The organism is Arthrobacter sp. HY1533 (assembly GCF_027568515.1).
Lineage (GTDB): Bacteria > Actinomycetota > Actinomycetes > Actinomycetales > Micrococcaceae > Specibacter.
In genome coordinates, this window is the sequence record NZ_JANKZF010000008.1 from 108493 (window position 1) to 133813 (window position 25321).

At 66.1% G+C, this 25321-nt stretch carries 21 protein-coding genes; 12 read left to right on the forward strand and 9 right to left on the reverse strand.

From position 1 onward, the window contains the following. Window positions 1–318 precede the first annotated feature (318 nt). The 4 genes from PCK14_RS08450 to PCK14_RS08465 all read left to right on the forward strand — a co-directional run bounded on the left by PCK14_RS08450 (window position 319) and on the right by PCK14_RS08465 (window position 6275). Window positions 319–1302, forward strand: a complete 984-nt coding sequence (locus PCK14_RS08450) for an ABC transporter permease (RefSeq protein ID WP_269938034.1) — start codon at window positions 319–321, stop codon at window positions 1300–1302. A 2-nt stretch (window positions 1303–1304) separates the two neighbouring features. Continuing rightward, window positions 1305–2231, forward strand: a complete 927-nt coding sequence (locus tag PCK14_RS08455; RefSeq protein WP_269938035.1) for an ABC transporter permease — start codon at window positions 1305–1307, stop codon at window positions 2229–2231. 82 nt (window positions 2232–2313) lie between these two features. Next, window positions 2314–4488, forward strand: coding sequence for an ABC transporter ATP-binding protein (locus PCK14_RS08460; protein WP_269938112.1), 2175 nt, complete (start codon window positions 2314–2316; stop codon window positions 4486–4488). A gap of 59 nt (window positions 4489–4547) precedes the next feature. Next, window positions 4548–6275 carry an ABC transporter family substrate-binding protein gene (locus tag PCK14_RS08465; RefSeq protein WP_269938036.1) on the forward strand — a complete coding sequence of 576 codons (1728 nt, stop codon included), beginning with the start codon at window positions 4548–4550 and terminating at the stop codon, window positions 6273–6275. 83 nt (window positions 6276–6358) lie between these two features. Here PCK14_RS08465 and PCK14_RS08470 read toward each other — a convergent pair whose 3' ends face one another. The 8 genes from PCK14_RS08470 to PCK14_RS08505 all read right to left on the reverse strand — a co-directional run bounded on the left by PCK14_RS08470 (window position 6359) and on the right by PCK14_RS08505 (window position 14786). Further along, window positions 6359–6976 carry a PH domain-containing protein gene (locus tag PCK14_RS08470; protein ID WP_269938037.1) on the reverse strand — a complete coding sequence of 206 codons (618 nt, stop codon included), beginning with the start codon at window positions 6974–6976 and terminating at the stop codon, window positions 6359–6361. Between the two features lie 75 nt (window positions 6977–7051). Further along, window positions 7052–8290: an ROK family transcriptional regulator gene (locus tag PCK14_RS08475; RefSeq protein ID WP_269938038.1), complete on the reverse strand. Its 1239-nt coding sequence runs from the start codon at window positions 8288–8290 to the stop codon at window positions 7052–7054. Between the two features lie 99 nt (window positions 8291–8389). After that, window positions 8390–9388 carry a sugar phosphate isomerase/epimerase family protein gene (locus tag PCK14_RS08480; protein ID WP_269938039.1) on the reverse strand — a complete coding sequence of 333 codons (999 nt, stop codon included), beginning with the start codon at window positions 9386–9388 and terminating at the stop codon, window positions 8390–8392. Between the two features lies 1 nt (window position 9389). Next, window positions 9390–10610: a Gfo/Idh/MocA family protein gene (locus PCK14_RS08485; protein ID WP_442864684.1), complete on the reverse strand. Its 1221-nt coding sequence runs from the start codon at window positions 10608–10610 to the stop codon at window positions 9390–9392. Further along, window positions 10603–12111 carry a xylulokinase gene (gene xylB / locus PCK14_RS08490; protein ID WP_269938040.1) on the reverse strand — a complete coding sequence of 503 codons (1509 nt, stop codon included), beginning with the start codon at window positions 12109–12111 and terminating at the stop codon, window positions 10603–10605. Before xylB ends, PCK14_RS08485 begins: the two co-directional genes overlap by 8 nt. 4 nt (window positions 12112–12115) lie before the next feature. Then, a complete protein-coding gene (xylA, locus tag PCK14_RS08495) occupies window positions 12116–13306 on the reverse strand; it encodes a xylose isomerase (RefSeq protein WP_269938041.1) in 1191 nt (396 codons plus the stop codon). A 244-nt stretch (window positions 13307–13550) separates the two neighbouring features. After that, window positions 13551–13718, reverse strand: coding sequence for a hypothetical protein (locus PCK14_RS08500; protein ID WP_269938042.1), 168 nt, complete (start codon window positions 13716–13718; stop codon window positions 13551–13553). Window positions 13719–14066: 348 nt separating this feature from the next. Continuing rightward, a complete protein-coding gene (locus tag PCK14_RS08505) occupies window positions 14067–14786 on the reverse strand; it encodes a GntR family transcriptional regulator (protein WP_269938043.1) in 720 nt (239 codons plus the stop codon). A 127-nt stretch (window positions 14787–14913) separates the two neighbouring features. On the opposite strand from PCK14_RS08505, the gene PCK14_RS08510 reads away from it, so the two are divergent. Genes PCK14_RS08510 through PCK14_RS08540 form a run of 7 tightly spaced genes read left to right on the forward strand, consistent with a single transcriptional unit; the run spans window position 14914 to window position 22618 of the window. Continuing rightward, a complete protein-coding gene (locus tag PCK14_RS08510) occupies window positions 14914–15966 on the forward strand; it encodes a sugar ABC transporter substrate-binding protein (RefSeq protein WP_269938044.1) in 1053 nt (350 codons plus the stop codon). A 30-nt stretch (window positions 15967–15996) separates the two neighbouring features. After that, window positions 15997–17085 (forward strand): mandelate racemase/muconate lactonizing enzyme family protein, encoded by a 1089-nt coding sequence (locus tag PCK14_RS08515; RefSeq protein ID WP_269938045.1) that lies wholly within the window; start codon window positions 15997–15999, stop codon window positions 17083–17085. Then, complete coding sequence (locus tag PCK14_RS08520; RefSeq protein ID WP_269938046.1) at window positions 17082–18200, forward strand: ABC transporter permease; 1119 nt, start codon at window positions 17082–17084, stop codon at window positions 18198–18200. Before PCK14_RS08515 ends, PCK14_RS08520 begins: the two co-directional genes overlap by 4 nt. Continuing rightward, on the forward strand, window positions 18197–19243 hold the full coding sequence (locus PCK14_RS08525) for an ABC transporter permease (protein ID WP_269938047.1): 1047 nt from the start codon (window positions 18197–18199) through the stop codon (window positions 19241–19243). The genes PCK14_RS08520 and PCK14_RS08525 overlap by 4 nt, the downstream gene beginning before the upstream one ends. Then, a complete protein-coding gene (locus PCK14_RS08530) occupies window positions 19240–20757 on the forward strand; it encodes a sugar ABC transporter ATP-binding protein (RefSeq protein ID WP_269938048.1) in 1518 nt (505 codons plus the stop codon). Before PCK14_RS08525 ends, PCK14_RS08530 begins: the two co-directional genes overlap by 4 nt. A 12-nt stretch (window positions 20758–20769) precedes the next feature. Then, complete coding sequence (locus PCK14_RS08535) at window positions 20770–21264, forward strand: L-rhamnose mutarotase (protein ID WP_269938049.1); 495 nt, start codon at window positions 20770–20772, stop codon at window positions 21262–21264. Between the two features lie 10 nt (window positions 21265–21274). Then, on the forward strand, window positions 21275–22618 hold the full coding sequence (locus tag PCK14_RS08540) for an alpha-L-fucosidase (protein WP_269938050.1): 1344 nt from the start codon (window positions 21275–21277) through the stop codon (window positions 22616–22618). Window positions 22619–22636: 18 nt separating this feature from the next. Here the strand turns inward: PCK14_RS08540 and PCK14_RS08545 are convergent, their stop codons facing one another. After that, window positions 22637–23863: an ROK family transcriptional regulator gene (locus PCK14_RS08545; protein WP_333474353.1), complete on the reverse strand. Its 1227-nt coding sequence runs from the start codon at window positions 23861–23863 to the stop codon at window positions 22637–22639. 121 nt (window positions 23864–23984) lie between these two features. Between PCK14_RS08545 and PCK14_RS08550 the strand changes: the two genes are divergently transcribed. Next, window positions 23985–25280 carry an ABC transporter substrate-binding protein gene (locus tag PCK14_RS08550; protein WP_269938051.1) on the forward strand — a complete coding sequence of 432 codons (1296 nt, stop codon included), beginning with the start codon at window positions 23985–23987 and terminating at the stop codon, window positions 25278–25280. Window positions 25281–25321 lie beyond the last annotated feature (41 nt).

The following is a 25321-nucleotide window of genomic DNA, read 5'->3' on the forward strand; positions in this document are numbered from 1 at the left end:
CGCACGGAGAACCTTGATTTTCCGGTGTTTTCACGGCGGGAAATTGCCAAGATGCCGTCCGTTTGGCCAGTTGCCCACGGCCGCCGGGCCGGGGGTGCTTGCATCGAATGCGGGCAGGAGTACATTGACTGGAAGTGGTGTGAGGTGGATTACATTCCCTCTCCGCCAAGGGAATCAACAGCCCCCGCACACAGCCCGCCACCATCCACGGCAGGCGCAGCGGACCAGTGTTAAGGACGTTTGAATGCTCCTGCAAGATCCATCGCAGCGGTTTGCGAGCCGCGGCATCTCCGGCGTGGCAGCCCCCAAGCCGGCCGCATGATCGGGTTCATCGCCAAGCGCTTCATCAACTACGCAATCCTGTCGGCCATTGCGACCCTGAGCGCCTATGTGCTGGCCAGCATCATCCTGAACCCGGCGGCCCGCTATCTGGGCCGAAATCCCCGCCCCAGCGACGACACCATCAACGCCATCCTCGACGGCCTGGGCGTCAACCCCAACACCCCCGTCATTGAACGGCTGTGGGCCTGGATCGTGCGGCTCGTGACCCAGGGGTCCCTGGGCGACACCATCCACAACACCTCCGTCATCAGCGAGATGACGGCCCGCGCCGGCACCAGCCTTCGCCTGCTGATCCTGGGCACCATCCTGGCCGCCCTCGTGGGCGTTGCACTGGGCGTGTGGGGCGCCGTGCGCCAGTACAAGTTCAGCGACCAGGCCATCTCCTTCGCCTCGTTCACCATCCTGGCCACGCCGGCGTTTGTCATAGGCATCCTGCTCATGATCTCGGCCACCATGTTCAACAACCTCCTGGGCATCCAACTCATCAATTTCACGGGGGAGTACACGGCAGGGCTCGACGGCGGCTGGTGGGTCCTGTTCTGGGACCGGGCCGCGCACCTGCTGCTGCCCACCATTGCCCTGGCGCTCATGGGGGCCGCGGGCTACTCCCGCTACCAGCGCAGCGCCATGCTTGATGTCCTGTCGGCCGACTATATCCGCACGGCCCGGTCCAAGGGCCGCACCCGCGGCTCGGCACTGGTCCGCCACGGAGTCCGCGTGGCCCTGATCCCCATGTCCACCTACTTTGCCTACTCCTTCGCCACCATCCTGGCCGGGGCCGCCGTCACCGAGCTCGTGTTCAGCTGGCACGGCATGGGCGAAATGCTGGTCCAGGCCATCTCCCAAAGCGACATCAACGCCTTCACCGGGGCCATCTTGTTCAACGCAGTCCTGATCCTCATCGCCGGAACGCTGTCCGACGTTGTGTATGCGGCCCTCGACCCGAGAGTGCGGGTGTAGCAATGTCGCTCATTGACGAAACAACCGCCGTCGACCCGGCCGCCCCCACCACAGAGGTGGTGCACTCCGGCAAGCCCGTCTCCCGCTTCAGCCTGGTCATGTCCCGGCTGCGCCGCACACCGCGGTTCTGGGTGGGTGCAGTCGGACTGGGACTGGTGGTCCTGTGGGCCATCTTCGGCCTGGTGCCCAACGCCTGGAACTACACCGACCTGGACATTTACAACATGGGATCCAGCCCCAGCGCCCTCCACTGGTTCGGCACGAGCGACATTGGTGAGGACATTTACGCCCAGACCATTGTGGGCCTGCGGAAATCGCTCATCATTGGCCTGCTGGTGGGCCCCCTGGCCGCCATCATCGCCGGAATCGTGGGCGCCGTGGCCGGCTACCTGGGCGGCTGGTGGGACCGTGCCATTGTGTGGGTCATCGACCTGCTGCTGGTCCTGCCCAGCCTGTTCCTCTTCATCCTGCTGAGCCCCATTTTCAAGCAGCTGTCCTGGGTTGCGCTGATCTTCCTGCTGGCCGCGTTTGGCTGGATGATCATGGCCCGCGTGATCCGGGCCCAAACCCGCTCCCTGCGCGAACGCGACTTTATCAAGGCAGCCCGCTTCATGGGCGTGGACACCTGGACCATCATCCGCCGCCACGTGCTTCCCAACGTCTCCTCGCTGCTCATCATCGACGCCACGCTGGGCGTGGGCGGTGCCATCCTGAGCGAGACAACGCTGAGCTTCTTCGGCTTCGGCATCCAGGCCCCCGACGTTTCACTCGGAACCCTCCTGGCGGCCGGCCAGACCGCAGCCGCCACCCGCCCGTGGCTCTTCATCTTCCCCGCAGCAATCCTGGTCATCACCGTCCTGTGCGCCAGCCTCATCGGCGATGCCCTGCGCGACGCCGTCGACCCCACCTCCGGAGCAAACCGTGACTGAGCGCCCCACGCAAGTAATCGACGCCCACGGCCGCCGCGCCCAGGGCGCGCCCGGCACCCAGGCCGGGAACACGCCGTCGTCCATGCCCAACAGGCTGCTGGAGGTGCGGGACCTCAGCGTCACCTTCCCGCAGCCCGGGCGGGAGGTGCAGGCGGTTCGCGGCGTGAACTACCACGTGGACAAGGGAGAATTCCTCGGGATCGTGGGGGAGTCGGGCTCGGGAAAGTCCGTCTCCTCGCTGGCGGTCATGGGGCTGCTGCCATCCTCGGCCCGGATTGGCGGGGACATCCTGTTTGAGGGGAAGTCGCTGCTGGGCCGCAGTGACAAGGACATGTCCCGGCTGCGCGGCGACGGAATTTCCATCATCTTCCAGGACCCGCTCTCCGCGCTGACGCCGGTCTACACCATCGGCGCCCAGATCGCCGAGGCCCTGCAGCTGCACGATTCCAAGCTGTCCAGGCTGGCCGCCAATGTCAGGGCCGTGGAATTGCTGAAGGTGGTGGGCATCCCCAACCCGGAACGGCGCGCCCAGGCCTTCCCGCACGAATTCTCCGGCGGCATGCGCCAGCGGGCCATGATCGCCATCGCCATCGCCAACAACCCGCGGCTCATCATCGCCGATGAACCCACCACGGCGCTGGATGTCACCATCCAGGCGCAGATCCTGGAGGTGCTGCAAAAGGCGAAGGAGCTGACCGGCGCCGCGGTTGTCCTCATCACCCACGACCTCGGCGTGGTGGCCGGAAACGCGGACCGGATCGCTGTCATGTACGCCGGACGCATTGTGGAGACCGGCACCGTTGACCAGGTCTTCCACCAGCCCTCCATGCCGTACACCATAGGCCTGCTGCGCTCCATGCCCAACCTGGCAACCGCCGGACACCAACGGCTGGTGCCGCTGGAAGGGCGGCCCCCGCAGCTGGACAACCTGGCGCCGGGCTGCCCGTTCGCCCCGCGCTGCCCCGTGGCCATTGACGCGTGCCGCACCACCGAACCGCCGCTGGCCATGGTCGCCGGCGACCCCCTGAACGCCTCCGCCTGCCTGCGCGTGGACGAAATCGCCCGTGGCTCCCTGGAACGCGCGCACTTGTATCCCGTGCCGGAGCCGGTTCCCGCCGCGGAAAGGGCCGAGGTGGAGCCGGAAAAGGTGCTGGAGGTCGCCGGCCTCAAGCGCCACTTCCCGCTCACCAAGGGCTCCGTCTTCCGGCACACCATTGGCACAGTGCGGGCCGTGGACGGGGTCAGCTTCCAGATCCGCAGCGGCCAGACCCTGGGGCTCGTGGGCGAATCCGGCTGCGGCAAGTCCACCACCATCATGGAAATCCTGGAACTGGCCAAGCCCCAGGCCGGTCTTGTGAGCATCAACGGCACAGACGTGGCAACGCTGTCCGCCAAGGAACGCCGGGCCCTGCGCCGGGACATCCAGGTGGTGTTCCAGGACCCCATGGCCTCCCTTGACCCACGCCTCCCCGTCCAGGACCTGGTGGCTGAGCCGCTCACTGTCCACGGGGTTCCGGCCGCGGAACGGCGCCGCAAGGTGGCCGAGGTGCTGGAACTTGTGGGCCTGGAACCGGCCATGGCCTCCCGCTACCCGCACGAGTTTTCCGGCGGCCAGCGCCAGCGCATCGGCATTGCCCGGGCCCTGGTCACCGACCCGAAGATTGTGGTGCTGGATGAGCCCGTCTCCGCCCTGGACGTTTCCATCCAGGCCGGCGTGATCAACCTGCTGGCGGACCTGCAGGAAAAACTGGGGCTCTCCTACCTGTTCGTGGCGCACGATTTGGCGGTGGTCCGGCAAATCGCGGACAACGTGGCCGTCATGTACCTGGGCCGCATAGTGGAAAGCGGCCCCTCCGAGGCCATCTTCGCCAACCCCGTGCACCCCTACACCCGGGCACTGCTCTCCGCCGTGCCCGTGCCGGACCCCACAGTTGAGCGCAGCCGCAGCCGCGTCATCCTGGAAGGGGACCTGCCCAGTCCCACCGATGCCGCCGGGGGCTGCAACTTCCGCACCCGCTGCCCCCTCTACAAACTGATCGATCCCGCCGGCCAGGAGCAGTGCCGTGTGAAGGATCCGGAGCAGCGGCCCGTCCGGGACAGCCAGGTGGCGTGCCACCACGCCGAGCGGATCGAGCTCATGGCCGCCGGAACCGTGCCGGCCGCGCCCAATGAACCTGTTGCCCCGGGCCCGTTGGGGGAGCCCGGGGAGCCGGGACAACACGGGGACCCTGCCGGTCCCCGACCAAGCCACACCTGAAACGTCCAGGCCGGACGCCACTGGCGAACGGCCGTAGGTCCAATCAATGGGAGGAAGAAATGAAAAACATCAACAGAAAAGTGGGCGCCGGAGTATTGGCGCTCACCCTGGCCGTGACAGGCTGCAGCGCCGGTGGCGGCGGCGGGGACAACAAGCCCTCCGTTGACAGCAGCAAGGGCGCTGCGGACACCGGAAAGCTGCCCACCACGGCCTGGGAGAAAGCCGACTACGCCTCCGTCAAGGACGGCGGCACCCTGACCCTTGCAGTGGACCAGATGCCGGACAACTGGAACACTCTCCAGGTGGACGGCAACGTCAAGTCCGGCGGCGAGATCATGGACCCCACCCTTGGCGGCCCGGTCCGCACCACAGTGGACGGCGGCTGGGAGGTCAACCCGGACTACGCCACGGAGGTGAAGCTGGCCAGCGAGGACCCCCAGGTTGTGGAGGTCAAGCTGAACCCGAAGGCCGTGTGGGAGGACGGCACGCCCATCACGTACAAGGACTACGAGGCCACCTTCAAGGCCAATGACGGCAGCAACAAGGACTACCAGATTGTGGGCGACAACGTCTTCAAGGACATCGGGTCCGTCACGAAGGAAGACACCGACTACAACTTCAAGATCACCTTCAAGAACAAGAACGCCGACTGGTCCTCCATTCTGGGTGCCAGCACGGCCGGCACGGCCACGGCCGCCGTCTTGCCTGCGGCAGTTGCCTCGGATGTGAAGGCTTTCAACGAAGGCTACAAGTCAAAGCCGCTGCCCTCCTCCGGCCCTTTCAAGGTGGGCACTGTTGACACCGCAGGCCAGGTCATCACGCTCGTGCCGAACGACAAGTGGTGGGGGCAGAAGCCCAAGCTGGAAAAAATCATCATGAAGGTGGTCTCCCGCGACGCACTGGCCCAGGCCTACGCCAACAAGGAACTTGACGCCTTCAGCATCGGCACCAACAAGAACAACTACGACACCGCCAAGAAGCGCGAGGACGGCACCGTCCAGCAGTCGGGCGGCCTGACCTGGAACCACGTCACGATCAACGGCTCCAAGGGACCCCTGGCCGACGTCAAGGTCCGCCAGGCCGTGGGCCGCGCCATTGACCGCGACACCATCTCGGCCAGCCGCCTGAGCCCCATTGGTGCCCCGGTCTCCAGCCAGAACAACTACATCTTCATGCCCGGCCAGAAGGGCTACACGGACGATGCCTCCGCGGTGATCGGCTACGACACCGCCAAGTCCGAGGCACTGCTGAAGGAAGCCGGCTACACCAAGGGCACCGACGGGGTCATGGAAAAGGACGGCGCCAAGCTGGAACTGACCTACACCCTCGATGCCAACAACCCAGTGTCAGAGCAGATCTTCAAGCAGATCCAGGCCAACCTGAAAGTTGTGGGCATCACCCTGAAGAATGACACCGTGCCGGAAGACAAGTTCTTCTCCGACTACGTGCTCAAGTCCAACTTCCAGATGACCGGCTTCGCCTGGTCGGGCACCCCGTACCCGATCGCCTCCACGGAATCGATCTTCTACCCCGCTGATGCCGGCCAGAACTTCTCCGGCATCACGGACCCGAAGCTGGGCGACATGTGGGCCGCGGCCAATGCGGAGCTCGATCCCGAGAAGCGCCTGGCACTTGCCCAGGACATTGACAAGGCGATCTTCGCCTACACCCCCGTCATCCCGTTGACGCCCACCCCGAACACCTACGGCGTCAAGAAGGGCCTGGTCAACTACGGTGCCGCCCAGTTCCAGTCAATGGACTGGACTGCCGTCGGCTTCAAGGGCTAGGCAGCAACCCAAGGGCCCGGTCCCGGTGGTTTCTCTTGCAGAGACCCCGGGGCCGGGCCCTTCGCCGTCCGGTGGTCGAGACCCTATGTGAGCAGGCTGGCCACAACCAGCAGCACCGCAATGGCACCGACGACGGCGGTGGGCACGTTCCAGCGCGTTTCCACCTTCCCGGGGTGGCCGGGCTGGGAGGAGGGCGCTCCGGCGGAGGAGGTGCCGGCGTCGGGCATGCCTGGGCTGGGCTGGTTGCGCTCCCAGGCGTCCCACGCCGACTGGACCGCTGTCCTGGTGGCCGGCTCTGAGGCAATGTCCGGGATTCCGGGCGCGGAGGGCAGCTTGCGGCCGAGCTTTGAGGCCCCGGGCGCGCCCCAGCTGGCGATGCGCCCGGCAGCGGTGTCGAAGCTGACGCTTTGGACCACGCGCACGGCCCTCAGCTGGCTGAAGGGGATGTCATGGTCGCGCAGCAGGTTGCGGACCGAGAGGCCGTCTGCGTGCACCAGCAGCTGCGGCCGCCACAGCAGCACATACAGGCCCCAGGCAATGAACAGCATCCAGGGCAGGAACTGCCACATCTCCGCCGCAGTCCCGGCAAGGACCAGGTTCACGCTGAGGAAGGCACAAATGGCCCACGCCACCACGGCCAATGCCCGGGTGGGCCGGGAATGGACGGAGACGGGGCGCGGGGTGCTTGATGGTGTTTCCATGGTTCCCCAAGAATGCCAGAATCAGTCGCCGAAAACAGCAAGCCACCTGCAAGCACCGGCCACGCCGAGCAGTTGTCAGCCGAGCAGTGACACTGGTTCGGCAAAGCTGGCCGGGTCCGCCAGCACGGCGGCGAAGGCCTGCTGGGCGGCACCAACCAGCAGGAGGTCCAGGCCCATGGAAGCCCGGGCAAAGCGGACGTCCTCGCGCGGGCCGTGCATGGCCTTGGCTGCCACGGCCTCTTCCATCCGGGCCGGGTCGGTGGCGTACAGGGTGCCCAGGAAGCCGCCCAGAATGATGAGCTCGGGGTTGAAAATGTTGACCACGCTGCTCAGGGCCTCGGCCAGGAAATCGACCTGGTGGTGCACAAGTGCCGCCAGCTCCGGATCCGGGCCGCCGTCGCGCTGGAATTGGGCCAGCAGCGTCGAATCAAGATTTTCAATGTCCGTGCTGCCCAGCTTCAGGGCAGCCAGCAGGGGCGCCTGGCGGACTTCCGTTTCCAGGCATCCGCGGCGGCCGCAATGGCATTCACCGCCACTGGAATTGACCAGGGCATGGCCGATTTCCCCGGCGAAGCCGTTGGCGCCGGTCAGTGGCGCGCCGCCCACCGAGATGCCGCCGCCGATCCCGCTGGCACCGCCGTTGAGGTAGATGTGGTCGCGGACTTCTCGTCCTGCCCCGAAGGTACCCTCGGCGATCAGGCCGGTCGATGCGTCGTTGGCCACCAGGACGGGAAGTTCCAGGGCCGTATTGAGCATGGTGGACAGCGGAACGTTGCGCCAGCCCAGGTGCGGGGCCAGGATGACTTCGCCGTCGTGGGCGCGGACCAGGCCGGGAACAGCAACCCCGACTCCCACCGTGCGGAAGGAACTGTCCAGCTCCCCGCGCATGCCGGCCACCACGGCCTTGACAATGTTGACCACCTCGTCAGGGCTGGGCACGCGGGCGGTGTCGTAGCGGATGCGCTTGAGGACCTTGCCCGACAGGGACACCAGGCCGATGGTCACGGCGTCCACCTCGGGGTTGACGGCAATGGCCACCACGTCCTCGCGGGGCACAATGATGGGGCTCGGGCGGCCGGCATGGTGCGTCATGCCCGGTTCCTGCTCCTCGACCAGGCCCAATTCCACGAGCTCGCCCACCAGGCCGGCCACGGTGGAACGGTTCAGCCCGGTGGCCCGGGTGACCTCTGCTCGCGAGAGCCGGCCCTGCACATGCGCAAGGTTCAAGACGACGGCCAGGTTGTTCCGGCGGACGTCATCGAGGTTGTTGCCCCTGCGGATTGTCCTGGTTGCTGGAAGCTCCGGAATTGACACTGTATCCACCTCTTTCGACTCGCTCGTTCGGCAATGACTGGCAAGCGGCCCGCCCCATATTACCTGAGCAGTCTAAGTGCAAGGGCGGGCCGTGAAACGCTACTGTGCCTTGAATGCCGCGTCAAAGGCGGCTTCGGGGGCCGCGAAGGCGTTCTTCTGCACGAATGCCAGGGCCTCCGGGGCGCCCAGCAGCCGGTCCATGCCGGCATCCTCCCACTCCACCGAGATGGGGCCGTCGTAGCCAATCTGGTTCAAGGCGCGGAAGCTGGCCTCCCAGGGGACGTCGCCGCGACCCGTGGAGACAAAGTCCCAGCCGCGGTTCAGGTCCGCCCAGGCCAGGTGCGAGCCCAGGACTCCGTTGCGGCCGTTGCCCAGGCGCAGCTTCACGTCCTTGCAGTCCACATGGATGATGCGGTCGGCAAATTCCAGGATGAAGTCCACGGGGTTCAGCTGCTGCCACATGAAGTGGCTGGGATCCCAGTTCAGGGCGAACGCGTCGCGGTGGCCAATGGCCTCCAGCGTGCGCCGCGTGGTCCAGTAGTCGTAGGCAATCTCGCTCGGATGCACCTCGTGGGCGTAGCGGACCCCCACCTCGTCAAAGACGTCCAGGATCGGGTTCCAGCGGTCGGCAAAGTCCTGGTAGCCGGCGTCCACAAGCTCCTGCGACACGGGCGGGAACATGGCCACGTACTTCCAAATGCTGGAGCCCGTGAAACCGACAACTGTCTTCACGCCAAGCTTGGCTGCCAGGCGTGCCGTGTTCTTCATTTCCTCGGCGGCGCGCTGGCGGACACCTTCCGGGTCGCCGTCGCCCCAGACGATGTCCGGCAGGATGTCGCGGTGCCGCTGGTCGATCGGGTCATCGCACACGGCCTGGCCCTTGAGGTGGTTGGAAATCGCGTAGACCTTGAGGTTGTACTTGGCCAGCAACGCCAGCTTCTCCGCGATGTAGGTTTCGTCGTCCCAGCGCCAGGGGTCCAGGTGGTCTCCCCAGCAGGCAATTTCGAGTCCGTCGTAGCCCCAGCCGGAGGCCAGTTTGGCCACCTCTTCCAGGGGAAGGTCGGCCCACTGGCCGGTAAAGAGGGTAATGGCTCTCATGTCAGATTCCTTCACTGTTGGTGCGGCTCGGTGTGTTGTTTTCGATGGCTGTCCAGGCGCTGCCGTTGCCGGCACTGCCCTCCACTGCGGCCAGGACCTGCTGCACTGCCAGGCCGTCGGCGAACGACGGCGTGGGCTGGGTTCCGGCGGCAACCGCCTCCACGAAGTCGCGGGCCTGGTGGGAGAAGCCGTGTTCATAGCCGAGCATGTGCCCGGCCGGCCACCAGGCGCTGATGTAGGGGTGTTCGGGTTCGGTGACCAGGATGGTGGTGAAGCCCTGTTCCGCGGCGGGCGCGGTGGCGTCGAAGAACTGCAGTTCGTTCATGCGCTCAAGGTCAAAGCTGATGGCGCCCCTGGACCCGGAAATCTCGATCCGCAGCGCATTCTTGCGACCCGTGCTGAAGCGCGTCGCCTCGAAAGAGCCCAGGAAACCGGCGCCAGGTTCGCCAAAGCGGCCCGTGAACAGGGCCAGGTCGTCAACGGTCACGGCGCCGCGCCCCTCGGCGGCGGTGCCGGAGAGCCCTGTCGACTCGGCCGCGAGCGGGCGTTCGGCAACGATGGTTTCCATGGTCCCGCTGACCGAGGTGAGGGCGGTGCCGGTGATGAACTGGGCCAGGTCCACGGCGTGGGCGCCAATGTCGCCTAGTGCGCCTGATCCGGCCCGGTCCTTTTGGAGGCGCCAGGAAAGGGGGCTGTTCTCATCAGCAAGCCAATCCTGCAGGTAGGCTGCGCGAACCTGGCGGACCTGGCCCACACGGCCCGCAGCCACCATGTCCCGCGCCAGTGTGGCTGCGGGAACCCGGCGGTAGGTGAATCCGACCATGGCGAAGACGCCCCGGGCTGCAGCGCGCTCGGCGGCGGCTGCCATTTCCTGCGCCTCGGCAACCGTGTTCGCAAGGGGCTTTTCGCACAGGACGTGCTTGCCGGCGTCGAGCGCCGCAATGGCAATTTCGGCATGGGAATCGCCGGGCGTCACGATGTCCACCACGTCAATGTCGTCCCGCGCAATTGCCTCGCGCCAGTCCGTGGACGTTTCCGCCCAGCCCCACGTGCGGGCCGCGTCTTCCGTCCGGGCCTGGTCCCGGCCCACCAGCAGCGCCATCTCGGGGTTGGCGCCCAGCTCGAAGAAGCGCGGCGCAACGCGCCAGCCCTGGGAATGCGCGGCGCCCATGAAGCCGGCCCCGATCATGGCGACCCGCAGCGGGCGTGGTGAGTCAGTCATGGAAAACCTCTCTGTTGGGTGTTGTTGGGTTGCTGGCAGCGGCCGCCGCCAGGTAGTTGGCCAGAATCTGCGGCCGGTGGTCTGCCGCCGGAGGGGCCGCCGTCTCGAGGTCCCAATCCGGCAGGGTCCCGTGCAGCATCCATGCGGCCTGGACGGCGGCGCCGCGGGCCACATACTCGCCGGGCGCCGGAATGACCACGGGCACGCCAAAGACCTGCCCGGCCACCACCTGCACAGCCGGGTTTTGCACGGCTCCGCCAATCAGCAGCAGCCGCCGCGCGTCCATGCCGGTTTCCGTGATGGCAGCCAGCCCGCCGGCCAGCCCGCACAGCATCCCCTCAATGGAGGCACGGGACATGTTCTCCCGGGTGGTCGAGGCGATGCTCAGGCCATGGAAGCTGGCCTTCGCCTGGGGCAGGTTGGGGGTCCGCTCGCCCTCGAAATAAGGCACCAGCACGACGCCGGCGCTGCCGGGTTCGGCGGCCAGCGCCAGTTCGGCGAACTCGTCAAAGGTGACGTTGAGCAGCGTGGACACGGAACTGAGGATCCGCGCCGCGTTCAGTGTCACGGCAATGGGGAGGTATGCGCCGGAGGCGTCGGCGAAACCGGCCACGGTTCCGGAAGCGTCGCTGGTGGGCTGGCTGGCCACGGCAAAGACGGTTCCACTGGTGCCGACCGACACCACCACATCGCCCTGGGCCGCGCCGAGACCCAGGGCCCCGGCAGCGTTGTCGCCGGCACCCGCCGCCAGCCGGACGCCGTCGTGCATTCCTTCAAAGAGGTCCGGGTGCACTGTGCCCACGGAATCACTGGGGCCTGCCACGCGGGGCAGGATGACGGCGTCGCCCGGCGCAGTGGCGCCGCCCGGCGACGCTTCCCTTGCGGGGCGGCCGAACGCGTGCTCAAACAGTTCCAGATCGTAGGCATCGTGCAGCGGCGACCAGTAGCCGGTGCCGCTCGCATCGGAGCGGTCGGTGGTGAGCTGGTCAAGATCGGGGCCCAGCGGGCTTTCGCCGGCAGGGCCGTAGCCGCGCAGCCGCCACGTCAACCAGTCGTGGGGGAGTGCCACCGCGGCGACCCGGGCAGCGTTGTCCGGCTCATTGTCGCGGACCCAGCGGACCTTGGTGATGGTGAATGAGGCCACGGGGACGGATCCGCAGCGGGCGGCCAGCGCGGCCGCGCCAAACTCCGCCACGAGGGCGTCGGCGGAGACCGCGGAACGGGTGTCGTTCCACAGCAGGGCCGGGCGGACAACGTGCCCGGCGGCATCCAGCAGGACCATCCCGTGCTGCTGCCCCGCGACGGAGACGGCCGCAACATCGGCCAGCCCGCCGGCGTCGTTCAGTGCAACAAGCAGGGCCTCCCACCACAGGGACGGATGGATCTCAGTCCCGTCCGGGTGGGTGGCGCGCCCCGTGCGGATGGTGGCTCCGGTGCCGGAATCGAGAATGACAACCTTGCAGCTTTGGGTCGAGGAATCGATCCCGGCAACCAGCGCCATGGGGTTACCGCGCGCCCAGCAGGTGCTCGATGAAGAGCTGCTGCAGCTTCACGAAGCCGAAGCCCTTGCCGCCGAAGTAGGATTCCGTGTCGAAGTCCTCGTAAGAGGCCTTGTCGGCGCGGAGGGCTTCCCAGCCTTCGCCCGGGTTCAGGGTGGGCTGGTTGATTTCATCCACGCGGGATGCGGTCAATGCGGCCTGGACCTCGGGGTCGGCGCGGAACGCGGTGGCGCGTTCCTTGAGCAGGAGGTAGGTCTGCATGTTGGCGGCGGCCGAATCCCACACGCCGTTGATGTCCTCGGTGCGTGAGGGCTTGTAGTCGAAGTGGCGCGGGCCGGAGTAGGACGGGCCGCCGTTGGGGCCGCCGTTTTCCAGCAGGTCAACCAGGGAGAAGGCGTTCTGCAGGTCGCCGTGGCCAAACACCAGGTCCTGGTCAAACTTAATGGAGCGCTGGCCGTTGAGGTCGATGTGGAACAGCTTGCCCTGGTACAGGGCCTGGGCGATGCCGTGGGTGAAGTTCAGCCCGGCCATCTGCTCGTGGCCGGTCTCCGGGTTGATGCCCACCATTTCGGGGCGTTCCAGCGTGTCGATGAACGCCATGGCGTGGCCCAGGGTGGGCAGGAGGATGTCGCCTCGGGGTTCGTTCGGCTTGGGCTCGATCGCGAAGCGGATGTTGTAGCCCTTGTCGGTGACGTAGTCGCCCAGCAGGTTCACGGCCTCGCGGTAGCGCTCCAGCGCACCGCGAATGTCCTTGGCGGAGTCGTATTCGCTGCCTTCGCGGCCGCCCCACATGACGAAGGTTTCGGCACCCAGCTCGGCGGCCAGGTCAATGTTCTCGATGACCTTGCGGAGGGCAAAGCGGCGCACGCCGCGGTCGTTGGAGGTGAAGCCGCCGTCCTTGAAGACGGGGTGGCTGAACAGGTTGGTGGTCACCATGGGCACGATCATGCCGGTGGAGTCCAGGGCGCCCTTGAGGCGGTCGATCTCGTGCTGGCGCTCGGCTGCCGTGGCGTCGAACGGGAACAGGTCATTGTCGTGGAACGTGAGGCCGTAGGCGCCCAGGTCGCTGAGGCGGTTGACGGCCTCCACCGTGTCCAGCTTGGGGCGGGTTGCCGAACCAAACTGGTCCTGGGCCTCCCATCCAACGGTCCAAAGACCAAAGGAAAACTTGTCTTCGCGGGTTGGCTGCAGTGCCATGGGGGGTCTCCAATAAGTAAGCGAAACAGAGCTTGGTAATAAGTTCTGTTCACAAACATATTGGGTAATATGGCTCACGTCAATCAAATTGCGGAAATGATCATCCGCGACTTTCTGGCCTGCGGGCTGATCGTTTGGCCGCTTGCCGCTCCGTTGGGGATTTTGTGGGCTTCGACGTCAAAATGGGCACTCTTGGGCAAACTCGACGCCGGCACCCGACCCGGGCGGCTTGCCGGCCGCCGCGCTACAGGGAGTCGGACTCTGTTTCGGATTCCTCGGCCAGCGCCGCGGCGTGGTCGTTCATTTCCTCGATGTCCGGGGTCACCAGCTCGGAGTAGATCTCGCCCAGCGGGTCGAGGTCGCGCGGCTCGTGGACCAGGTCCCGGTCGTCATAATCTGGGTTGTTCCTCATGAGAGCCACGATAGACCTGGAGCTGCTGTGTGGCTACGGCTGGGTCCGGGCGCCGCCAATGCCGGCGCGGGCAGGGAAGTCCGCGCATCAATCGGCAGGTACCGGCCCCGGCGGACGCGCTTCAGCTGGCCGGCATCAATGCTGTGGGGGGGGGGGGGGGGGGGGGGGGGGGGGGGGGGGGGGGGGGGGGGGGGGGGGCCACCCGACCACCACCCCAGCCCCCGGCCCCGCCCCCCCCCCCCCCCCCCCCTCAGCCCTGGTTCGCGTCCCAAACGGCAGCGAATGGCAATAGCGGCCCCCGCGATTCAGCCACGGTGGTGGGCCAAAGGGGAAACGACACGGGCGGACCTAGGCCAGCGCCGTCCCGGGGTTGCGCCAGCCGGACTGGCGCGGCTGCTGCTGGCGCTCGAAGTAGCTCAGCACGCGCGCCTCTGAGGAGACCACATGGCTGCGCATGGCCTCGACCGCCGTGGCGGAATCGCCGGCGCGCAGGGCGTCGACGATCAGGCCGTGCTCGATGATCGTGTGGTCGTCGTAGGTGTCTGAATAGGCCAGGCGGAAGATGTGCAGGTGGCAGTGGGTGCGCGCGTAGGACTGGCGGATCACCTCGTTGCCGGCGGCCTGGAAGATGAGGTCGTGGAAGCGCTCGTCATGCGCTGAGAGTTCCGCCGGCGAGATGGACGCCTTGTCCCGGGTCAGCTCGTTGCCGTGCTCCAGCTCCGTGGTGATGAGCTTGAGCAGTGCGGCATCGGCGCGGGCCGCGGCGCGTTCCACGGCATGGGGCTCCAGCAGCAGGCGCAGTTCGTACAGTTCGCGAACGTCGTCGCGGCCCAGCAGTTCTGTGGCGCGGTAGCCGCGGCGCGGCTCGCGGTCCACGAGGCCCTCCGACTCGAGCCGGGCCAGGGTTTCGCGGACCGGCGTGGGGGAGACGTTCAGCTGGCGGGCCACATCCTCAATGTTGATGCGCACGCCGGGAGGGATGCTGCCGCGCATGATGTGGCTGCGCAACAGCCCGTACACCTCATCCGCCAGCTCCTGGCGCGGTGCCATGCCATGCAGCGAAGTCAAGTATGACGCTTCCAAACGCATCTCCGATCAAAGTCCTTGACAGAAAGTATAACCGTCCAGATAATTGAATATCACTATATCCTATAGGATTCTGGCACCACCCAAAAAGTTGACTGGAGACTCAAAGATGAGATTGAAAACACTGACCACCACCCTGGCAGTCCTCGCCGTTTCAACCCTCGCCGTCACCGCCTGCACCCCGCAGGCCGCCAAGGATGGCGACGCCGGAGCAGCCCCGGCCGCCATGGATACCGTCAAGGTGGGCTTGATCTCAGGCGGCGCGCACCCCTACTTCCAGCCGTGGGCCCCCGCGGGTGCCGAGGCCAAGACCGAGTTCAAGCTCGGCGAGGTAACGTTCAACGAAACCGCCGAATGGGACCAGACCAAGCAGAACGACGTCATCAACTCCATGGTGGCCAACGGCTTCAACGCGTTCGGGGTCTTCGGCGTCTCGCCCACGGACATCAACTCCACCTTCAGCAACCTGGCCAAGCACGGCGTGGCCACCGCGGCCCTGGGCTCCTGCCCCGCCGGCGAGACCAACGATGCCGACTTCTGCCTCTCCACCGACACGGAGGAAGCAGCCTACAAGGCGGCAAAGGCAGCCATCGACGCCATGGGCGGCAAGGGCATCCTGGCGCACCTGACCGGCGTCAACGTCGACTCCAACACCCAGCGCCGCATCGCCGGCGTCAAGAAGGCCGTGGCCGAGACCAGCGGCGCCGTCACCCTGCTGCCCGACGTCACCGACATCGACACCGACCTCACCACGGCCCAAAAGGCCGTCGCCGACCTCCTCGCCTCCAAGGGCAGCCAGATCAACGGCATCGTCTCCACCGCCTACAACCCGGCCGTCGCCGCGGCCACTGCCGTGAAGGAATCCAAGCTCCCCATCAAGCTCGTTGCCATTGACGACGACGCCACGATCGTCTCGGCGATCGAGGACGGCTCCGTCTCGGCAACAGTCGTGCAGAACCCCGCCGGCCAGGCCTTCGTGGGCTCCTACGCACTGGCCAAGCTCGCCAGCAAGTCCTGCACCATGGCCACCAAGGGCCAGATCGTCGACTCCGGCTCCTTCATTGTCACCAAGGACAACGTCAAGACCTACGACGCCGAGCGCACGGCCAAGTCCGCCGAGCTGCAGAAGGACTTCGACTCGAAGTACCTGAACTGCAAGTAGCACCCACCACCCGCTTTTCGAAAGGCCACCATGCCCCGCATCACCCACGCCCGCGCCTACCTCGTCGACCTTGAGGTTGAGACCGTGCGGACCGACGCCGTCCAGAGTTTCCTGAAGCAGGAGACCATCTTTGTTGAGCTCAAGACCGACGACGGCCTGACCGGCCTCGGCTACTCGTACACCATTGGCACGGGCGGCGCCGCCGTCCTGTCGATGCTGCGCGAGCACCTGGTTCCGCGGCTGGTGGGCATGGACGCCGCCAACGTTGAGCAGATTTGGATGGACCTGTTCGCCTCGACCCGCGCCACGACCACAGGGGCCATCACCTCGCTGGCACTGGCCGCCGTGGACACTGCCGTGTGGGACCTGAAGTCCAAGCGGGCCGCGGCGCCGCTGTGGCAGGTGGCCGGAGGCTTCCGCCAGGACGTGCCTTTGTACGACACCGAGGGCGGCTGGCTGCACCTGAGCACTGAGGAACTTGTCAGCTCGGCGAAGGCGTCGCAGGCCGCCGGCTGGCCTGGGCTGAAGGTCAAGATCGGCAAACCGCACGTGTCCGAGGACGTGGAGCGGCTGCGGGCGGTGCGTGACGCCGTCGGCCCGCGCATGGACATCATGGTGGACGCCAACCAGTCCATGACGGGCCCCGAGGCCATCCGCCGGGCGCGGGCGCTGGAGCCGCTGGACATCTTCTGGATCGAGGAGCCCATGCCCGCCGACGACGTCTCCGGACACGTGCGCCTGGCCGAGGCCACCTCGATTCCCGTGGCCGTGGGCGAGTCCATGTATTCCGTGGCGCAGTTCCGCGAGTACCTCCAGCGCGGCGCCGCCGGCATCGTCCAGGTGGACGTGGCACGCATTGGCGGCATCACGCCGTGGCTGAAGGTGGCCCATCTTGCCGAGGCATTCAACGTGGCCGTCTGCCCGCACTTCCTCATGGAACTGCACGTGAGCCTGCTCGCGGCCATCCCGAACGGCCGCTATGTGGAGCACATCCCGCAGCTGCGCGCCATCACCAAGAGCGAGATGACCATCGCCGACGGGCGCGCGCTGGCGCCGAACACCCCGGGCCTGGGCATCGACTGGGACATGGACGCGATCGACAAGCGGGTGGTTGCATGACACACGCCGCAAGCCCTGCCGGCGCGGAAAAGCGCCGGCAGGGCATCAACTTCAGGCGATATCTCACCTCGCCGCAGTCCTTCCTGGTGCTAATCATCCTGGTCCTGGTGGGCGTCATTGGCGCGGCCAAGCCCAATGCCTTCAACGGGGCGTTCGTTGTGGCGCCGCTGCTGACCAGCATCGCCATTTTCACCATTGTGGGCCTGGCCCAGATGATGGTGCTCTCGATCGGCCAGATGAACATCGCCGTGGGAAACATGGCCGCATTCGGCGCCATGTTCACGGGCATGGCCTTTGACCTGTGGGACATGCCGTTCCTGGTGGGGCTCCTTGTGGGCCTGGTGGCCGGGTCCATCATTGGCGGATTGACGGGCTGGATCATCGCGCGGACCGGCGTGAACTCCTTCATTGTCACCCTCGCCATGAGCTTCGCCCTGCTGGGCCTGGTCCCCACCGTCTACTCCATGCTCAGCCCCGGATCCGCCTTCACAAGCAAGCCCGACGGCATGGAGTTCCTGGGCCGCGGCACCTTCCTTGATGTGTGCATGGTGGGCTATTGCGGCCCCGCAGCCATCCCCGTCATGGTGGTGCCCGTGCTGATTGTGGTCCTTTTTGTGGGCGGGCTCTACGCGCGCACCAAGCTGGGCCGCGAGATCCTGCTGACCGGCGCCAACATCAAGGCCGCCGAGCTCTCCGCCATCCCCACGAACAAGCGGGTGGTCCTGGTCCACGCCATCTCCGGCGCCCTGGCCGCCTTCGCCGGCATCCTGCTCGCCACCAGCACCGGCTCCTTCACCCCGGCCATCGGCAATGAGTTCATGCTGCAGTCCTTCCTGGGGCCGATCCTGGGCGGCACCCTGCTGGCTGGCGGCTACATCTCCGTGACCGGCACGTTCCTTGGCATCACCCTGGCCCTGCTGATCCGCCGCGGCCTGGAGCTGTTCGGCGCCGGCGTGGAGATGCTCAACATCTTCCTGGGCCTGATCCTGCTCGTGGCGCTTTCGGCAGAGCGCATACGCACGGTGCGCCGCCGTCGTCCCGTCGAAGTACCCGCCGAAACGCCGCCGGACACACCCAGTGAAAAAGAAGCCATCCCGAGCGGAGCCAGCGCATGAAATTCAAACTGCCCGCAACCATGGGCTCCCAATACCTTGTCCTGATCGCCACCATTGTCCTCGGCGCCATCCTCCTGGGGGTCTCCTCCGGCGGCAACTTCTTTGGCCCCGTCTCAATGCAGACGTTCTTCCAGTTCCTGGCCGTGCCCATCCTGATCGGCCTGGCCCAGATGATCACGCTCGCGGTGGGCCAGCTGAACCTCGCCATCGGCGCGATCGGCGGCGTCGCGGCCTGCCTGGCTGCCGTCATGGTGGCCGACTGGGGCTTCAACCCCTGGCTCGGCGGCCTGGTCGCCCTGGTGGTGGGCGCCGTCGCCGGGATTGCCAACGGCATCCTGGTGGTGGTCACCAAGATCAACGGCTTCATCGTCACGCTCGCCACCATGACGGTGCTGCTCGGCGTGCAGTACGCGCTGGTCAACACCCGCACCATCTCGGCCGACAACTGGAAGTCCGTCGCGGCGCTCGGCAAGGCCAGCTGGTTTGGCCTGCCCGCCATCTTCGTGATCGCCATCATCGTGGCAGTCATGGTGGGCCTCGCCTTCAAATTCACGACGACGGGACGTCACCTTTTGGCGTCCGGCGACAACGAGCATGCCGCCACCCTGGCCGGCATCTCCAACGACCGCAGCCTCACGATTGCCCACGGCGCCTCGGGCCTCATTGCCGGGTTCGCCGGCTTCATCTCCTTCACTTCGCTGCCCGGCGTGAACCAGAGCGTGGGCGGCGACTGGCTGCTCTCCAGCTTTGCCGCGCCCATCATTGGCGGCGTCTCGCTGACCGGCGGCACAGTGGCCGTGTTCGGCACGGTCCTGGCCGCGTTCGTGGTCAGGCTCGTGGACAGCGCCCGCGCCGAGTTCCAGCTGGCCCCGGCCTGGGTGAACCTGGTGATCGGCGCCGTCATTCTCGGCACGGTGGCCCTGGGCCGCCTGCGCGAAACCCGCGAAACCGCCAAGGCCGGCATGCTCCGCGCCCGGGTGGCCAACCACCGCATCAACGCCGCCGCCGTTGAGAACACTGCTGCCGAAGAGGTCAAACTATGAGCACCCCCATCCTCCAGGCCCGCAACGTCACCAAGAGCTACCCCGGCGTCAAGGCACTCGACAACGTCAACCTGACGCTCATGCCGGGTGAGATCCACGCCCTGCTGGGGGAAAACGGTGCGGGCAAGTCCACCCTGATCAAGTACCTGACCGGCGTGCACCAGGCCGATTCCGGCACCCTGCTCATTGGAGGGGAGGAGCGGAACTTCGCCAACCCCTCCGATTCGACGGCCGCCGGCGTGGGCGTGGTGCACCAGGAACGCAATGTGATCCGCGAATTCACCGTGGCGGAGAACATCGTCCTGAGCCGCACACCCAAAAAGTGCGGCTTCATCGACTGGAAGAAGGTGAACTCGGAGGCGGCCCGGTGCCTGGCCCTCATGGACCTGGACATCGACCCCGGCACGCCGATCTCCTCGCTGTCCTCGGCCCAGATCCAGCTCGTGGAAATTGCCCGGGCGCTCTACACCGAAACCAAGGTGCTGCTGCTGGACGAGCCCACCGCCTCCATCAGCGACGCCGAGGCCGCCAAGCTCTTCAAGGTCATCCACCGCCTGAAGGCCGACGGCGCCGCCATCCTGTTCGTCAGCCACAAGCTCGACGAGGTGTACGCGCACTGCGACACCGTCTCGGTGCTCCGCGACGGCAAGACTGTTTTGAGCGACGCCGCGCTGGCCGACCACCCGCAGGATGAAATCGTCAACGTCATGGTGGGCCGCTCACTCGCGTCCTTGGTGACGCCGGAGCGGACGGTGGATTCGACGCAAGAACCCGTCCTGGAACTTCGCAACGTCACCACCACGGCCGGCCACGGCGGCATTTCGCTGCAGGTCCGCCCGGGGGAGATCCTGGGCCTGTACGGGCTGGTGGGTGCCGGGCGGACCGAGCTGGCGCACGCCATCCTTGGCCGCGAACGCATCACCGAGGGAGAGTTGCTGGTCAACGGCCATACCGCCAAGATCCGCAGTGTGCGCGATGCGCTGCACGAACACGGGATTGGCTACGTCACCGAAAGCCGCAAGGAAGAGGGCGTGTTCCTTGACCAAAACATCACCCGCAATGTCGCCGCCACCACGTGGGGCAAGCTGGCCGGGCCGCTGGGTGTGGTCGGTGCCGGCAGGGAGCGCGAGCTCGTGGCGAAGTACATTGACGAGCTCAGCATCAAGGTTTCCTCGCAGGACCAGCTGGCGGGGCAGCTTTCCGGCGGCAACCAGCAGAAGGTTTCGCTGGCCAAGTGGCTCGCGGCGGATCCCAGGATCCTCATCATTGACGAGCCCACCATTGGCATCGACGTGCGCACCAAGAGGTCGTTCTACGAGCTGATCTGGGGCCTGGCCGAGAAGGGCCTGGCCATCCTGCTCATCTCCAGCGACCTGGCCGAGATGATCACGCTGGCGGACCGGATTGTCGTCATGGATTCGTTCACCCTGGCTGGAACCGTGGATAACACCCACCATTACGACACCATGAGCCAGGACGTGATTCGTTTGATTCACGCCAAGGCCCTGGTCTAGGAAAGGGTCGGCATGCGCCAGAAACACCTGCAGATCATTGGGCTCAAGCCAGAACACCGGGAGGAATACCTCCGGCTGCACCGTGAGGTGTGGCCGGAGGTCGAGGCCCGGCTGCGCGCCAGCAACCTGGAACACTACACCATTTTCAACCACGGGGACCTGCTGCTGGGCTACTTCGAATACACGGGCAGCGACTTCGACGCCGATATGGCGGCCATGGCTGCAGACCCGGCGACGCAAGAGTGGTGGAAGCTGACAGACCCCTGCCAGCAGCCACTGCCCTCCGCCATCGCCGCGTGCAAGCAGTGGGACGACGCCGAGCCGGTGTACGAGCTCCCGGACCGGGTGGTCGACTCGGCCCCGGTGGTCGAGCCTGTCGAGACCCCGGTGGTCGAGCCGCACCCGGTGGCCGAGCTGGCCCCGGTGGTCGAGCTTGTCGAGACCCCGCACCCGGTGGTCGAGCCTGTCGAGACCCCGCCCCGCCAACACGAACAAACAGAGGAATAAGGTAGCTGACATGACAGACGAAGTGGTTTGGGCAGACGAAAAGGTCCACGACCCCAAGGCCGATGCGCCGCTCTCGCCCCAGGCCAAGGAACACACGGCCGCATGGTTCAGCGCCGCCGGCCTGGGCATGTTTATCCACTACGACCATGCCAGCCAGCAGGGCCTGGAGGCGTCGTGGCCCCTGCTCGGCGGTGTCGCCGGCCTCGGTTACAGTCCCACCGCCGCCGTGGCCGACTACCACCGCTCCGCTGCCACCTTCGATCCGGAACACTGGGACCCGGCGGAGCTGGCCCGGCACGCAGCAGCGGCGGGAATGCAGTACGCCGTGTTCACGGCCAGGCACCACAGCGGATGGTCGTCCTGGCCGTCGAACGCCAGCGACAGGACCATCGCGACTTCTCCGTACGGGCAGCGCGGCGGAGACCTGGTCAAGGAATACACGGAGGCATTCCGGGCAGCCGGCATTCGCGTGGGGCTGTACTACTCGCTGTCAGACTGGGGCCACCCGGCCTACCCTGCCTTCACGGATGAGATGCGCCCGTACCAGCACGGCGGCTATCCACGGTCTGGCCCCGGCGAGTGGGCGCGGTACCAGCAGTACCTCAAGGACCAGCTCACCGAGCTGCTCACCTGGTATGGGCCCATCGACCTTTTGTGGTTCGACGGCGAGTGGGAACGTACCGCCGACGAGTGGGACACCGCCGGGCTGGAGAATCACATCCGTTCGCTGGCCCCGGACATTGTCATCAACGACAGGTTGATTGGCCGCGGCGACTACCGCACGCCGGAGCAGTTCATTCCTGCTCAGCCGCTCGCGGAGCCGTGGGAATGCTGCATGACCATGTGTGACACCTGGAGCTACGTCCCGGAAGACCAGAACTACAAGACCCTGCATGAGATTGTCCGGACCCTCGTGGAGGTGGCCGCCAAGGGTGGCAACCTGCTGCTCAACATTGGCCCCCGTGCAGATGGCAGCCTGGCGCCGGAACAAGCCCGGCTGCTGGACGGCCTTGCTGCCTGGATGCAGGGCAACAGCGCGTCGGTGCACGGGGTCCAGCCCGGGATGGAACCGTGGCAATACTACGGACCCAGCACCGCCGCAAACGACAATGTGTACTTGTTTGCGCTCGCCGAACCCGTGGAGACTGTGACTGTGCGCAGCATTCCCGTGCGGCGGGTCAAGAGTGTGCGGCTGCTCCGGTCCGGGACCGAACTGCCGTTCAGCCACAGGACCACCCTGGACGACCGCTTCCTCAGCGACCCGCTGGGCGAACTCAGCATTGACGTGTCCGGCCTGGAGAAAGGTGCTCTTGTCCCCGTTTTCGTGGTTGAACTGGAACCCAAGTCCGCCTAGGGCAAGGCCCGCGGCAGGTCAGTGGACCGGGTGCGGTTCTGCATCGGACAGGGCGGAAACAACAATTCCTGCCCTGTCCGCAAGGGGCACATTGAGGCTGATGGCGTTGTGCAGCGCCAGCCCTGCCGCGCCCACGGCATCCTCCGACTCGGTCCAGGCCTTGACCGTGATGTCCAGGGGCAGCAGGAACTTCAGCACGGTTTCGCCGAGCCCGCGGTTGAACCCGCCGCTGAGTTCCTGCCACAAGGAGGTGGTTTGGCCGGCCACAATGACGGTGCCAATGCCCAGCAAATTGACCACGCCGCCTACAGAGCGGCCCAGCCGGTATCCAATGCCATCCAGGAACCCTGAAAGTTCGGCGTCGCCGCCGGCGACGGCCTGCTGCAGGCCGGCCAGTGATTGCGGACCCCCTGGGCCGGGTGCGGAGGCCAAGACCTCATCCAGGCCTGCGTACACCTGGAGGCAGCCATTGTTTCCGCAAACGCAGAGCGGTCCGTTGGGATCAACGGACATGTGGCCAAACTCGGTGGAGGAGCCGCCTGCGCCGAAAAAGACCCTGCGGCGGTTCACAATGCCCAGGCCCACGCCGTAGCCCAGGCCCAGCAACAGGAAATCGTCCTTGTTGCGGCCCAGCCCAAAGCTGACTTCCCGCGTGGACTGGGCAAACAGGTCATTCGAGACAAAGACGGGCAAGTTCACGGCACGCTGCAGACCGGCCCCCAGGTTGAAGTCCTGCCAGTTCAGTGTCGTGGAAATACGCACTGTGGACAGTGCCTGGTCCACGGCCCCAGAGACGGAGATGCCAACGGCCACCACGCGCTCGGGGTGGGCAAGTTCCGCGCGCTGGCGCCCAATGACGTCGGTGAATTGGGCCAAAACGGACGAAGAGGGGTCAAAGGTCAACGTTTGCGTGCCCACGATGGTGCCGTCAATGAGCATGGTCACGGCAAGCAGGCTTGTGGGCGTGACACTGATGCCCAGCACCACGGCCGCATCGGGAACCAGCTCCACGGGAACGCGCGGGCGCCCGGCCCCGGCACGGGAGTCAGCAGCCAGCTCCCGCACATAGCCGTCGGTCATCAATTTCCGGACCTGCGCCGTAACAGTGGCAGGCCCCAGGCCGAGTTTTTTGGCGATTTCGCTGCGGCTCAGTTGGCCGGTTTGGCCCAGAATGCCAAGGATTTCGGCGCGGCTGACGGCGTCGCGCGTTGGACTGGTGTGTGGTCTAACCCGTGCAGATGAAATTGACGCCCCCTATTGACCGCAACCAGCAAGTGTGATTATCCTAACATTGCGCCATTAATTCGGCGCCGAATTAATTGTAAACCCCAGGCCCCCGGGCCTCTGGTCCGGACAAAGGATTGACATGAAATTAGCAAAGAAGCTAACGGCCATCGCCCTTGGCGGGGCCCTCGTGCTGGGTGCCTCGGCATGTGGGGCATCCACACCCTCCGGCGGGGGAGAGGGTGCCGCAGCCGGCAACGTCACCCTTGACTGGTCCTTCTGGGCCCAGGGCGACGAGGGCAACAAGACCTGGAAGGACCTGGCATCCCAGGTCACCGCCAAGTACCCCAACATCACCATCAACCTCACCACGGCACCCTTTGCCGACTACTTCACCAAGCTGCAGTCGCAGCTGGCTTCCGGAACGGCCCCGTGCATCGTGAGCATGCAGAGCCTTCGCCTGCCGGCATTCGCCAAGGCCATGACCCCCATCGACGGAGACCTGGCCAAGGCTGCCGGATTCACCGAGAGCGAATGGGACGGCGGGGCATTGAAGGCCCTGCAGAACGGCGACAAGCAGTACGCGCTTCCCTACGGCCTCTCAACCATGCTCATGTACTACAACAAGGACGCCTTCAAGGCGGCCGGTGTAGACGAGCCCAAGGACGGCTGGACCACCGACGAGTTCGTCTCGGCTGCCGAGAAGATCACCAAGGCAACGGGCAAGCCCGCTTTTGGCCAGACCTTCTCCGACCTCCACATGTCGGCACAGCTTCTGGCCTACAACGGCGCCAAGCCGGTCTCCGACTCCGGTGAGCTGCAGATGACGGACCCGGCCTTCGAATCCGCCTTCACCTGGTACACGGGCCTGGCCACCGACAAGAAGATCAGCAGCATTCCGGCCAGCTCGGCAGACGTCCCCTGGGGTGAGCAGCAGTTCGTTGCAGGCAACGTTGCCATGGCAGTGGATGGCTCCTGGAACGTCAAGAGCAACGTCACTGACGCCGCCGGCTTCAAGGTGGGTGTGGTGACCCTGCCGCAGGGCCCGGACGGGGCGGGAACCTTCTCGGCGAACTCAGGCTTCGGCATCTCTTCAACCTGCAAGAGCAAGACGGAGGCCGCCCAGGCCATCGGTGTCCTCACCGACGCCACCTCACAGATGGCATCCGCAAACTCGGGCAACCAGCCCGCCCGCACGGCCGCCATCCCGGCCTTCATCGATGGCCTGAAGAAGGACATTGACCCGAAGAACCCCGGCTACTCCGAGCAGGTTGCCGCCGTCACCAAGGCATCCTCGGCCAAGGCCGTTCCCTTCATCAGCACCAGCAACTGGGACAAGGTCACCAAGCTGATGGCCCAGCAGTTCCAGCAGGCTTACTCCGGCAAGAGCTCGCCGCAAGACGCCCTGAAGAACGTGCAGCAAAGCGGAGCGAAGTAGCTCTTGACGTTCCTTCCGCAGACCCCGGCCGTAGCAGAAAG